This is a genomic window from Thalassomonas actiniarum (assembly GCF_000948975.2).
Classification (GTDB): domain Bacteria; phylum Pseudomonadota; class Gammaproteobacteria; order Enterobacterales; family Alteromonadaceae; genus Thalassomonas; species Thalassomonas actiniarum.
Map to the genome: position 1 here is coordinate 1,459,275 of NZ_CP059735.1, position 13,664 is coordinate 1,472,938.

Annotated in this window: 9 protein-coding genes; 8 read left to right on the top strand and 1 reads right to left on the bottom strand. The window is 45.6% G+C overall.

Annotated features, from left to right (window positions below; translation table 11 throughout):
* Positions 1–9: 9 nt before the first annotated feature.
* The 8 genes from cysE (at position 10) to fdx (ending at position 6,395) form a co-directional block, all read left to right on the top strand.
* A complete protein-coding gene (gene cysE, locus SG35_RS06505) occupies positions 10–825 on the top strand; it encodes a serine O-acetyltransferase (RefSeq protein WP_044835366.1) in 816 nt (271 codons plus the stop codon).
* 190 nt (positions 826–1,015) lie between these two features.
* Complete coding sequence (gene iscR / locus SG35_RS06510; protein ID WP_044835367.1) at positions 1,016–1,525, top strand: Fe-S cluster assembly transcriptional regulator IscR; 510 nt, start codon at positions 1,016–1,018, stop codon at positions 1,523–1,525.
* Between the two features lie 36 nt (positions 1,526–1,561).
* Positions 1,562–2,776, top strand: a complete 1,215-nt coding sequence (locus tag SG35_RS06515; protein WP_044835368.1) for an IscS subfamily cysteine desulfurase — start codon at positions 1,562–1,564, stop codon at positions 2,774–2,776.
* Positions 2,777–2,795: 19 nt separating this feature from the next.
* Positions 2,796–3,179, top strand: coding sequence for a Fe-S cluster assembly scaffold IscU (gene iscU, locus SG35_RS06520; protein WP_044835369.1), 384 nt, complete (start codon positions 2,796–2,798; stop codon positions 3,177–3,179).
* 10 nt (positions 3,180–3,189) lie between these two features.
* Positions 3,190–3,513, top strand: coding sequence for an iron-sulfur cluster assembly protein IscA (gene iscA, locus SG35_RS06525; protein ID WP_044835370.1), 324 nt, complete (start codon positions 3,190–3,192; stop codon positions 3,511–3,513).
* A 113-nt stretch (positions 3,514–3,626) separates the two neighbouring features.
* Positions 3,627–4,154 carry a co-chaperone HscB gene (gene hscB / locus SG35_RS06530; protein WP_044835371.1) on the top strand — a complete coding sequence of 176 codons (528 nt, stop codon included), beginning with the start codon at positions 3,627–3,629 and terminating at the stop codon, positions 4,152–4,154.
* 36 nt (positions 4,155–4,190) lie between these two features.
* On the top strand, positions 4,191–6,053 hold the full coding sequence (hscA, locus tag SG35_RS06535; protein WP_044835372.1) for a Fe-S protein assembly chaperone HscA: 1,863 nt from the start codon (positions 4,191–4,193) through the stop codon (positions 6,051–6,053).
* A gap of 3 nt (positions 6,054–6,056) precedes the next feature.
* On the top strand, positions 6,057–6,395 hold the full coding sequence (gene fdx, locus SG35_RS06540) for an ISC system 2Fe-2S type ferredoxin (protein WP_044835373.1): 339 nt from the start codon (positions 6,057–6,059) through the stop codon (positions 6,393–6,395).
* Positions 6,396–6,785: 390 nt separating this feature from the next.
* Here fdx and SG35_RS06545 read toward each other — a convergent pair whose 3' ends face one another.
* Complete coding sequence (locus tag SG35_RS06545; RefSeq protein ID WP_044835374.1) at positions 6,786–13,568, bottom strand: LamG-like jellyroll fold domain-containing protein; 6,783 nt, start codon at positions 13,566–13,568, stop codon at positions 6,786–6,788.
* Between the last annotated feature and the right edge of the window lie 96 nt (positions 13,569–13,664).

Here is a 13,664-nt window from a genome sequence, read left to right on the forward strand (position 1 = left end):
GGAATTATTATGTTTAGCCGTATCAAAGAAGATATTAATAGTGTCTTTGATCGTGATCCTGCAGCGCGTACCGTCTTTGAGGTACTGACCAATTACCCGGGCATGCATGCTATCTGGGGGCACCGTTTGGCAAAATTTTTCTGGCGGAAAAATTTCAAATGGCTCGGCAGAAGTATTTCTACCTTTGTCCGCTGGTTAACCGGGGTGGAAATACACCCGGGAGCGACCCTGGGAAGACGATTTTTTATTGATCACGGTATGGGCATAGTCATTGGTGAAACCGCTGAAATTGGCGACGACTGCACCCTGTACCACGGCGTGACCTTAGGGGGCACCAGCTGGAAAGCGGGTAAACGTCATCCGACCTTAGGTAATAATGTGGTTATCGGCGCCGGTGCCAAGGTACTGGGGCCGCTGAATATCGGTGAAAATGCCCGTATCGGCTCAAATGCCGTGGTGGTTAAAGATGTCCCGGAAGGGGCGACTGTGGTCGGTATACCGGGGCGGGTGGTTAAAGATACCAATGGCAGCGCCGATCCCAGTGAAGAAAAACGCGCCGAAGTAGCGAAAAAATATGGTTTTGATGCTTATGCGGTATCAACCAATAACCCGGATCCGGTGGCAAAGGCCATAGGCAGAATGCTTGATCATATGCACCTGATGGACAATAAAGTTATTTCTTTATGTAAAGAGGTCAATGACTTGGGCGGTAATGTTTGCGGCGAAGCCCTGCCTGAACTTAGGGTCGGCGAGTTCGATGAAGACGAGAAAGCCGCCGCCAAGCGTCGTGAACAGGCGGTAGAGTCATTTGATCCCGGGATTTAACTGAAATTGCTGTTATTCTTTTCTATAATACCTGAGTGTTTTACTCAGGTATTGTTTGACACTTAGCTGGCCTCATGTAAAATACTTGAGTAAAAGAGTCAGGTATTTATTTGACTAATTTACTGGGTTATGTAAAATTGCGCGGCTATTTATCCTTAGCCTTAATAAAAGCAGTATTAAAGGGCAGACAATGAAACTGACTTCAAAAGGGCGTTATGCCGTAACAGCAATGCTTGACGTGGCTATTCATGCGGTTTCAGGTCCGGTGCCTTTAGCTGATATTTCCGAGCGGCAAGGGATTTCCCTGTCGTATCTGGAGCAATTATTCTCCCGCTTACGTAAAAGTGGTTTAGTCACCAGCGTAAGAGGTCCCGGCGGCGGATACCGTCTGGGAAAATGTTCGGCGCAAATTGCCGTAGCGCACATTATCAGTGCTGTGGATGAAAGTGTTGATGCCACTAAATGTTTGGGACAGGGAAATTGCCAGGGCGGCAGCCAGTGTTTAACCCATAGTTTATGGGCTGACTTGAGTCAGCGCATAGAAGATTTTTTACAAAGCATTTCTTTAGCCGAACTTATCGAACAAAGAGATGTGAAATCAGTGTCAAAACGACAAGACAGTGAGCATAAAAAAACTGCTGCTAACTCTTCGTTAGAAACATTGATCACAACCAGAAATATTATTCACGACTGGCAATAGCCAGGGTGCCTATTAAAAGTTGGAGTACGTTAGCCCATGAAGCTTCCTATTTATTTTGATTACTCAGCCACTACTCCGGTAGATAAGCGTGTTGCAGAAAAAATGATGCAATATCTGACCACAGACGGGATTTATGGTAATCCGGCGTCACGGTCGCATAAGTTTGGCTGGCAGGCGGAAGAAGCGGTAGATATTGCCCGCAATCAGGTTGCTGATTTAATTAATGCCGATCCGCGTGAAATTGTTTTTACTTCCGGGGCAACCGAATCCAATAACCTGGCGATTAAAGGGGCGGCTAACTTCTACGGTAAAAAAGGTAAGCATATTATTACCTGTAAAACCGAGCATAAAGCCGTGTTGGACACCTGTCGTGAATTAGAGCGTCAGGGATTTGAAGTGACTTACATTGACCCTGAAAGCAATGGCTTAATTGATTTAAACAAACTCAGTGAAGCTATGCGTGATGACACGGTTTTAGTGAGCATCATGCATGTCAACAATGAAATCGGCGTGATCCAGGATATCGGTGAAATCGGTGAAATGTGCCGTGCCCGTAAAATCGTGTTTCATGTCGATGCCGCGCAAAGTGCCGGTAAACTGCCGATTGATCTGCAGCACCTGAAAGTGGATTTAATGTCCTTTTCAGCCCATAAAATTTATGGTCCTAAAGGTATGGGCGCCTTATATGTTCGCCGTAAACCCCGCATCCGTTTAGAAGCGCAAATGCACGGCGGCGGACACGAGCGCGGTATGCGTTCAGGTACCTTGCCAACCCATCAGATTGTCGGCATGGGTGAAGCGTTCAGAATTGCCAAGGAAGAAATGGAGCAAGACCTTGCCCATGTGACTGCGATGCGCGACCGTTTATGGAAAGGCATCAGCTCTATGGAGCAGGTCTTTATTAACGGTGACCCCGACAAACGTTATACTGGTAATTTAAATGTCAGCTTCAACTTTGTTGAAGGTGAGTCATTAATTATGGCGTTAAAAGATTTAGCGGTTTCTTCAGGCTCAGCTTGTACCTCGGCCAGTTTAGAGCCTTCTTATGTGTTACGTGCACTGGGCTTAAACGATGAAATGGCGCATAGCTCTATTCGCTTTAGTTTTGGCCGTTTCACCACGGAAGAAGAAGTCGATTATGCCATCGAGTTGATTCAAAAATCGATTGGCCACCTGCGTGATATGTCACCGCTTTGGGAAATGTTCAAAGACGGTATTGATTTAGATTCTATTGAATGGGCGGCTCACTAGAGTACTCAGGAGAAATATTATGGCTTATAGCGAAAAAGTAATTGATCATTATGAAAATCCACGCAACGTAGGTTCGATGGATAAGAGCGATCCTCAGGTAGCTACCGGTATGGTGGGTGCACCTGCTTGTGGTGACGTGATGAAATTACAGTTAAAAATATCTGACAGTGGCATTATCGAAGATGCCAAGTTTAAAACTTACGGTTGTGGCTCTGCCATCGCCTCGAGCTCTTTGGTTACCGAATGGGTAAAAGGTAAATCTGTTGATGAAGCAGCGGAAATTAAAAATACCGCCATCGCCGAAGAGTTAGCCTTGCCTCCGGTAAAAATTCATTGCTCTATCCTGGCGGAAGATGCGATCAAAGCGGCACTTGAAGACTATCGTAGCAAGCACGGCGAATAAGGCGGAAACCATGTCAGTTACCATGACGCCTGCGGCGTCCGAAAGGGTAAAAAGCTTTCTGGCAAACCGGGGCAAAGGCCTGGGTCTGCGTTTGGGCATTAAAACCACCGGCTGTTCAGGCCTGGCGTATGTGCTCGAATTTGTAGATGATCTTAATGAAGATGATCAGATGTTTACCATAGATGATGTCAATGTCATTATCGACGGCAAAAGTCTGGTTTATCTTGACGGTATTGAGCTGGATTTTGTTAAAGAAGGCTTAAATGAAGGCTTTAAATTCACCAACCCTAATGCCAAAGGCGAATGTGGTTGCGGTGAAAGCTTTAATGTTTAGCTAATACCAGGTTCTGCCAGCTGTGCTGTCTTGTTGAGGCGGCGCAGCTTTGTTTTATATTTGTTATATAAAGGCGGCTTTAAGCCGTTTTTATATCAATTCACGGGGTTGTTTTGAATTACTTTCAGCTTTTTGGCCTGGATAGCGGTTTTGAGGTCGACACGCTTAAACTCAGCGAATTATATCAGGCATTACAAAAGTCGGTTCACCCGGATCGTTTTGCCCATGCTTCCACTCAGGAGCAGGCCATGGCGGTACAAAAATCAGCCATGATCAATGATGCCTATCAGATCTTAAAAAATCCCCTGCAACGCGCTGAATATCTGCTGAAAATACGCGGCACCGAAATGCCTTCGGAGCAGAGTTCATTTCGCGATACCGGCTTTTTAATGCAACAAATGGAACTGAGGGAACTGATCGCCGAGGTGAAATTCTCCGATGATCCCGAAAGTGCCTATAGCGAGGCCGAGCAGACGCTTAATAGCCAATATCAGCAGTTATTTGACCAGTTAACACAGCAGCTGGCACAAGATAATAGCGAGTCTGATACACTCGCCTGTGATAATCTGCGCAAATTAAAATTTTATCAGAAACTTCATCTTGAGCTCGAACGTCTCGAAGAGCAGATATTTGAAGATTAAACTTTTCTTTTTCTTATAAAGGAAATCGTTCCAACCATGGCCTTATTACAAATTGCTGAGCCCGGACAGAGCACAGTACCTCATGAGCACCGACTCGCTGCCGGCATTGACTTGGGGACAACTAACTCTTTAGTTGCCAGCGTCAAAAGCGGTTTAACCGAAACTTTAGCCGATGCAAATGGCGATGATATCCTGCCCTCTGTGGTCAGCTACCAGGCTCAGGAAATCCTGACGGGCAAGGCAGCAGAAGCTTTTGCCGTCAGCGATGCCGAAAATACTATTGTTTCGGCCAAGCGCCTGATCGGCCGTTCTTTGCAGGATATCCGGGGAAAATACCCGTCCCTGCCTTACAGCTTTAGCGGTGATGAAAACCATCCCGATATCCAGACCCGCCAGGGCACGGTAAACCCGGTGCAGGTGTCGTCAGAAATATTAAAAACCTTGTCGCAGCGTGCAGAAAGTGCCCTGGGGGGAGAGTTAACCGGTGTGGTGATCACAGTTCCCGCCTATTTTGACGATGCCCAAAGGCAAAGCACTAAAGATGCGGCTAAGCTTGCCGGATTAAATGTCTTGCGCCTGCTAAACGAGCCAACGGCTGCTGCCGTGGCCTACGGCCTTGATAGCGGGCAGGAAGGGGTGATAGCGGTTTACGACCTTGGTGGCGGTACTTTTGATATTTCCATCTTAAGGTTAAACAAAGGGGTATTTGAAGTCCTGGCTACCGGCGGGGATTCGGCCCTGGGCGGTGATGACTTTGATGTTAGCCTGGTTGATCACCTTATTGCTGAAGCCGGACTGGCACGTCCGCTGTCTGCTTCCATGGAACGCCAGTTATCGCAACAGGCGCGTTTTGCCAAAGAGCAGTTAAGCGCACAGGATACGGTAGAAATCAGCCTGTCACTTGATGATGAGCACAGCTGGAATACCCAGCTGAGCAAAGCAACTTTTGAACAGCTTATTTCATCTTTGGTGGCAAAAACCTTAAGGGCTTGTAAGCGCAGCTTAAAAGATGCCGGTATCAGCGTGGATGAGGTTCATGAAGTGGTCATGGTCGGCGGCTCTACCCGGGTGCCTTTGGTGCGCAGCGAAGTGGAAAAATATTTCCAGCGTACGCCGCTCACCTCGATCGATCCCGATAAGGTGGTTGCCATGGGCGCAGCCATTCAGGCAGACGTATTGGCGGGCAACAAACCCGACAGCGATATGTTATTGCTTGATGTTATTCCTTTGTCGCTGGGTCTTGAAACCATGGGCGGCCTGGTGGAAAAAGTGATCCCGAGAAATACCACTATCCCGGTGGCCAAAGCGCAGGAGTTCACCACCTTTAAAGACGGACAAACGGCGATGGCCATCCATGTCTTACAAGGGGAGCGTGAACTGGTCGATGCCTGTCGTTCGCTGGCGCGTTTCGAATTAAGGGGCATACCGGCGATGACCGCGGGCGCCGCCCATATCAGGGTCACCTTTAAGGTTGATGCCGATGGCCTGTTACATGTTTCGGCGATGGAAAAATCCACCGGGGTTGAGGCCAGCATTGAAGTGAAACCTTCATTTGGTCTGGACGACAGCCAAATTGCCAATATGATCAAAGATTCCATGAGCCATGCCAAGGAAGACATAGAGGCGCGTATGCTCAAAGAGCAGCAGGTTGAAGCCAAGCGGGTGATAGAATCGGTGCAGTCGGCCTTGCTCGAAGACGGCAAATTGCTGAGCGATGAAGAGCGCCAGCTGATCGATGCCAATATTAAAGATTTACATGAAATCAGCCAAAAAACAGATGTTGCCGATATTGAAGCGGCAATTGAGAAATTAAATCAGAGTACCGCGACTTTTGCAGAACGCCGCATGGATGCTTCCATACGCACCGCATTAGCCGGTCATTCGGTAGACGAGGTTTAAATTATGCCTAAGATTATTTTTCTTCCACATGAAGAATTATGCCCGGACGGAGCCGTGGTGGAAGCAAAAACGGGTGAGAGCGTATTAAACGTTGCCCTGGAAAACGATATCGGCATTGAACATGCCTGTGAGAAGGTCTGCGCCTGTACCACCTGTCATGTGATTATCCGGGAAGGTTTTGATTCTTTAGAAGAAAGCGATGAACTCGAAGATGATTTACTGGATAAGGCCTGGGGTTTGGAGCCTGAATCCCGTTTAGGCTGCCAGGCGGTTGTTGCCGACGAAGATCTGGTGGTGGAAATTCCCAAATATACCATCAATATGGTTTCTGAGAATCACTAAATTTAGTTAACTTTAGAAAGTTAGAAAATGAAAAGGGTAATAACAGGTTGATGTTATTACCCTTTTTTTATTTTGGGTGGTTTTGGCTGAAATGTCCATCGTATGTTCTCTTTGGGAAAAGATAAAAATATATTAAAAATCAATGAAGCATAAAGTCATTTTTTAACTAAATCTCATGTGTTTATTTTTCACTGTAAGTTCATTTTAAGACTTTATTTATTGAAATAAGCGGTCATCACTTTCCAACCGAACAGTTAAAAATTGACTTTACGCTGGAAAACCAGACATTGCTGATACTTGAAGTGAGGCCATTTAAAGCAAAGGAGCTTGGGTCAGTCAGAGGCGCAAAGAGTGGTGCTCTGCGCCTCTGTTGTCTCGAGTTAAGGTTGTTTATTCAATGGTAATGGTTACCCGCTCTGTGTAGCTGTAGTTACCTGTACTATCGAATACTTGATAACTGAAACTGTCCGTGCCTGTAGCCCCGTCACTTGCCGTGTAGGTAAACTCATTGCTGCCACTGGTTAAGCTCACCGTGCCTTTAGCAGGCTCATCCACCAAGGAGTAGCTGTAGTTTGTATTACCCGGTAATGTGCCTGTAATTGTGTTTCCATCAGCGACTGAGGTTGCGACTTTAATGCCTCGGCTGCTTTGGGCAACCGAGCCATAGAAACGACCGTCATTGCCATTTGTGGTGCTGTCTTGAGCTTTATCAATCTGGTTAAACTGATAATTTGCTACCAAGTTCGCTTCATTGTCTGTTACCTTGCTGTACATAGACTGCTGTATTTCACTTTGACTGCGAGCGACTTTCCATAGCCGTACATCATCCATCTCACCCATCCAGTAATCTCTATTGGAAATATTGACACTCCATGTTCCCAGCCTTAAGTTTATTGGCGAGTTGTATGTTGTCAGACCCGAGATGGATTCAGTCGCCAGCAACTCACCGTCAACGTATAACATGGCCGTTTGACTACTGCGGTCAACCACGCCGGCTATGTGATACCAACGTTCTGTTGACATAACCACTTCGCCTGTCGCGAATACCGTGTTGGTACCGTCAGCCAAAAATAGTGTCGGCTTAAATATGCCGCTATTTTGGCTAAAACGTAATAACCAACCCAAGTTAGCGTCTGTTCCTTCTTTTTTGCTGACAATATTTCTAAAGTCGTTCAGGCTATTGGCATCGGCATAAACCCAAGCTTCAACCGTAAAGCTATCATCAAATTCAATCGTGCTGTTACTGGTGACTTCGACATAATCACCGTTGCCATCAAATGATAATGAACGGTCTGTACTGGCAACAGAAGTTGGTGAGCCGTATAAGTCCATATTATAGTTGCCGGCCATGTCAGTGATGCTTGCCGTATCCGAATCATCAAAATTAAAATAGAATTGCAAATTACGGTCAGATGTTGATGCGCCAAGTGCCATGCCCTGTTTGATTTCATCTGCTGTTTTGGCAATATTCCATAAACGAGTCTCGTCCATGGCCCCGGCGAAGAAATACTCTTTAAAAGTCTTATGGGCACCGAGAATTAGGTCGCCAAGCGATTTTTCCATTGGATTAGTGCTCTGCGCTTCCATCTTGCCGTTTAAATATAAAGATAACGTTGATGTCGCTATATCAAAGGTTACCGCAACATGATTCCATGTATTAGGAATAACGGTTGATATAGTTTCGCTCGAAGACCCGCCCAAGAAACAATAAATTTTACCAGAAGTGGTCACGCCAAAGATGGTTCGCCCAGTGCCGGAACTGTTTGATTGTTGAATCAGATGCATGTTTTCACTGCGAATTTCATCCGCCTTAAACCAAGTTTCAATGGTAAATGAGGTTTGCGAGGGATCAAAACCGGCGTTCATTGGGATCCTGGCGTATTGATTTTCGCCATCAAAACGAATGGCTTGATTAAAACCAACAGCAATTGCAGTATCCAACTGTGCTGTGTGTTCAACCAATGCCCAATCTGAACAGGCCGTTGTGCCGGTATCAATTCCATCATTTGGCACAACACAGAATCTAAGGTGTTTTCCAGCATCAGATGTCACTATGGTATATGAAGCAGCATTTTCGCCCGATATTGTCATTGTATTTGAACCGGCCGAATCATCGGCAAGTTGCCAACTCAACGAGCTGCCGTTTTCCTGGTCATCTTCATTATCACTATAAGTATATGAGCCTGTTAGGGTATATCCTACTTCTACTGTACCTTCGATACTGGCATTAGCTGCCGTTGGCGCAGTATTCGCGGGGGGCTCTACATAGGAGCCACAGGCTTCACCGGTACCATTACATAGATCAAAAGATAATTGGGTGGTGTAGGTCTGTGCTTCTAGGGGCGTGCTAATTAAACCACCCAAGGTTAAGTCTTCCAGGTTCAAATTGAATTCTGTGTCGATGAATGGTCCGAAAGAGCCTTTTTCAAAGATTGTTCCTTGGTTGCCATACAGAATAACTTGGTTGGCGGTACAAATGGCTTCTTGTACATTATAAGAGACTTCCACTACTTTAAATGGCAACTGTATTTTTGAACTTAGTGTACTTTCATTATTAAACACAGGGTTTGCATCAACAGAAAGTGACGCGTTAATAATGCCGTCGCCATTAACATCGTGGCTGTGTTCAGGTGTAAATTCCAAGTTATCCCTTGGGTCAAAAATATACTCAGTGCCGTCTTCCAAGGTCAATGTTGCCATTGGGCTAAACTCAATGGAAAATTCTTGATATAAATCGGCTATTGCACTGACAAAAGTATCTAATGTAGTGAAGTTCAATCGATAGAATAAGTCTTCGCCGGCAGGATAGAAATAACCTTCATTGCACTTTTCTTGAGAACCTTGCATTAATTGGAATCCTGCACCTGCATACCAGGCCTCCCAGTTTTTCCCCCAGTAGATTTCTTTATTTATCCACTCATCTTGCTCAATTTTCGCAACCAATCGCAGTGAGTCAATATCGCTGTTCGTTTCATCTGTGTAGCACTGTTCCAGGTCATTTGCATCTTTACAGCGGACACCGGCGACAGTAATCGATTCAGCCGTAACATCCTTGGTGTAGCTACCTTCATCAATCGTTGTTTCACCATTCCAGCTGTCCACCAAACTGGATGCAACTTTGAAATGAACATCATTCATGCTGAGGGTGGCAGCGAGATTGAACGAAGGAGAATTAGCCACAAAGTTAGCTTCTTCATCCAATGTCATATTGGTGGAGAGTTTAACTGTATTACCGGCCTCAACTTCATCCGGGTAGCTGACTTCCAGAGTCAGGGGAAGATCGGCATTGACCCAACCACCAGAGAGGCTTAACGTTGGAGAAAATGAAGCTGTGCCGGATAGCTGCAGATCAATAAGTCCAACACCGATAGCCCCCGACAGTCCCGACGTATCAATGTTAATGTTACCTAAATCCTGAGTAAAGGTGGTGCCGATATCAACGGTCTCAGCCATGGACAATGTCAACATATCGCTCACCACGTTTTCTCCCCAAATACTTGAGTCAGCTGTGACATCCATGGTTAAGATATGGCTTAATTGCGCCAAATCATTGATTTTAACAGAAATCACCGCTTCATCAGATTCACCGTAAAGGTCGGTGACGCGAACATTGAGTGTATAGCTTGAAGCCTCTTCATAGTCCAAACGGGCAACCGACTCGCTAATAGAGAGTTCGCCACTGGCAGGGTCTAGAGCAAACTTGCCGGATTCATTGCCTGAAACCAGGGTAAATGTCACACTATCGCCAACATCATTTGCCACAGCGGTTAACGTACCAAGGGTAGAACCGCCCAAGCTATATTCACTGATAGAGAATGTTTGTGCTTCAATTGTTGGCGGATTGTTGACAGTGATTGCCATGCCAGTTTGTATCCATAACTGCGCAGAGCCGACGCTATACAGCTGGTAAGTTACACCATCAACAACTTGGGTTGTACCAGTAAGCATCCATTGCTGATTGCTTGAATAAACCAAGTCATCGCTATCGCCCTTGATGAGTACTTGTGAATTACTGCTGACGCTTTTGTTCAAGCTCAGAATATTGGCACCTGTGCCACCAATATCAAAGACTTCAATACTGCGCACTTTTGCAGAAGCCGTCGCCAAGTTCAGGGTAATACCTGAGCCGGTCAATTGGATGGTATCGGTGCCGCCACCACCGTCGATTCTCAAAAAGTCGCTATTGCCCAATAAAATGGTATCGTTGCCTGGGCCTGAGTAAACAACTTGTGCACCATTTTTGGTGATCATATCATCACCACCGCCCGTAGCGATGTTGTCACCTTGGGCACCTGTGATATTGTCTGCACCTTGCGTGCCGTTTAAGGTAATTTCGTCGCCATTACCCAGTAGCACATAGAGTGCGCCGGATTTATTGAGGTCATTGGCGTCAGCATCTGGCGTACCAAAAAGAATGTCTTTAATGCTATCGCCATTGATATCGCCTGCACTGGAGATCCAATGTCCCAGTCCATTGTCCGCATTCCCCGTACTATAAAAGCCTCCTTGATAGTTTACGACATCACTTAAATAAATCGCCGAGGTATCATTTTTGCCATATACCGTATAAACACGGCCTTTTTTGGTTTCGGCGTATTGGTCACCAATAATAACGTCATCATAACCGTCACCATTTAAATCACCAGCACCGCCAATAGCACCAAAAATACGGTCGCCTGCATCGAAAGTGACTCCAGAGGCATCATTATGAATAACAAAGCCGCCATTGCCAGCGGCAATATCCGATAAACTAATGTCTACATTTTCACTATTACCAAAAATGATATAAGCACGCGGATGTTCCCAATCCGAACAGCAACCATCATCTGGCGCAACCAAGGCAATATCATCAATACCATCACCGTTTACATCGCCAACGGCTGAGGTGGTAAATCCGGGCGCACTGTTTGTCCAATACACGGACGATGTGAGTCGCCAGCCATATGAGCCGGTTTCAGGGATGATATCAAAACCGTTGCCGTCTTCGCTGATGGTATCATAGTCGACTGCACTGCCTCCTATACGGCCATACACTAACTTATTTACCCCGTCACTGTCTGAACTGTACGTTGGGTTGCGTTTATTAAATTGACTCTGGCTGACAATAAAATCGGTTAAACCATCGGAATTAAAATCGCCAACAGGTAAAACCTGCGTACCATACTGCCATGTATCAGTTTTAGTACGGCCACTTTGGCTAATGACAAAACCTGCATCATTATCATTACTGATAATATCTGCAGCTTGAACCTGAGTGCCATCACGCTTGCCGTAGACAACATAAGCAATACTTTCATTGGCGTTTTTAATATTGTTCTGAGATATACCGGATTTGGTTTTGGGTCTGGGGATTTCCCCTAAAATGATATCGGCTAAACCATCACCGTTAACATCGCCCAGTACAATTGAGCCACCGACCTGATCACGAGCATACTTGCCGTAAATGGCAAAGCCACTTTCGTCGGAATCGAGCGCAATATCGGCCAACTCAACCGCATTGGTGTCTTTTTTCCCGAATACCACATAAGCAGTGCCTGTTTCGGTTTCACTGCCATCAGAGTAGGGGGCGCCAACGACCAAATCGGAAAGGCCATCACCATTAATATCAACGCCGCCATTGACGGCAAATCCTGCTTTATCGCCGGCACCGGCACCATTGATAACAAAGCCGTTGATACCCTGTGCTGCATCTGTAAGCTCAGCCAACACACCGGTATTGTTGCCAAATAGCACGTAGGCCCGACCGGCATTGCCGCCGTTGGTATCATCTTGCGGGGCACCAATAATAATATCGTCGTAGCTGTCGCCATTGACATCACCGGCAGGCGCTACAGCCCAACCTGTCCAGTCATTTGCCGTTAAACCTTTAATTGTTTGCGCATCATTGTTTAGGGAGTCTGTAATATCCTTGATATTTACCGTGACGATTGTGGTTGTAACCAAACCTTGGCCATCGGTTGTCTGCACGGTTAAAACGTATTGATGAACGCCCGATTCAAAATCCAGCAGGCTACTATTGGCAACGGATATTTCTCCATTGTCGGCATCGATAGCAAATGCGCCACTGTCGTTACCGCTGGATATGGCATAGCTGTAATTTTCTAATGGAATGGTCCAAGAGCCTGCTTCAAAGACATAATAATGAAGGTCTAAAGTACCGTGGAGTGAGGGGAGAGTGGATTCACTGTCTGCATGTAAGTAACCGGAAAAGCTGCCAGATGAGATATCGGTAAAACGGAAAGCCGCATCGGTAATTTCATTGCTGGTTTTCACTGGCTGGACAAAAACAACCGGATTGGTGTAATGGTTTAAAAGTGATATGGTGGCCGCATTTGAACGGCTATTGTCTTTGTATTCAATAATGCCGGACTCACCGATAGTTGCGCCATTGCTATCATACAAGGTGCCGCTACCTTGTAGCATCAATAAACTGACGGCTTCTGCATCATGTTCGCCATCATCCAATTCATCCATGAACAGCTTGGTTTTTAAGTCGCTCAGGTGCGTTACACTAACATCAACCTGATTGCTATCATTGCTTGTTGCTACTGAAGTGAATAATGTGGGTGTCTGATAAAATGGACCGGAAAAGTTGAATGTTGATTTATTCTCTGTAATGATTTCTGCTGTTTGATTGACTTCAAACGGTCTGTCTTGCCATATCCCTTGCGCTGCCTCGGCAAAAGCAATCCAGCCAACGGTTTCACCGCCTGTCACATTGTCGATAGCGTCAATCGCACTGTTTATTTGTAAACTGCTTTCAATGATGGATTGGAATCCGGTGGTTGTGGGGTTTTGTTGCCGTGTTCTGGTTAATAATTGGTAGCCCCATTTATAGGTCGAAGTATCGTTATAGAGCGTATAATGCGCACGATATTGACCATCACTTTGCAATTGGCTAAACACGATCGGGGTTTGTGCGAACGCTGAATTGAAATTAACGGTTTCGTAATTTTCTTTTCGGGTACTCCAGTTGGAAATATTTTTTTTACCAACATCGATTTGTACTGTATTGCTGGTTGCTCCGTCAGTGACCGTAATTTGACCAATAACCGTTTGGGCTGCCGTGTTTTCATCTATCGCTAGCGTTAGTGTATTTGACGCTATAGAAGAAAAGCTTTGTACGCCTATGCCTAAGGCAAAAAACAAAGATTGTTTTTTTAGTTTGAACATACTCACTCCTAGTAAGTGCTACTTTCATTACAATTGGTGAATATACTCAGATGGTAAATATTTACCGTTAACCCTCTGCCAAAAACAGTTAAAAAT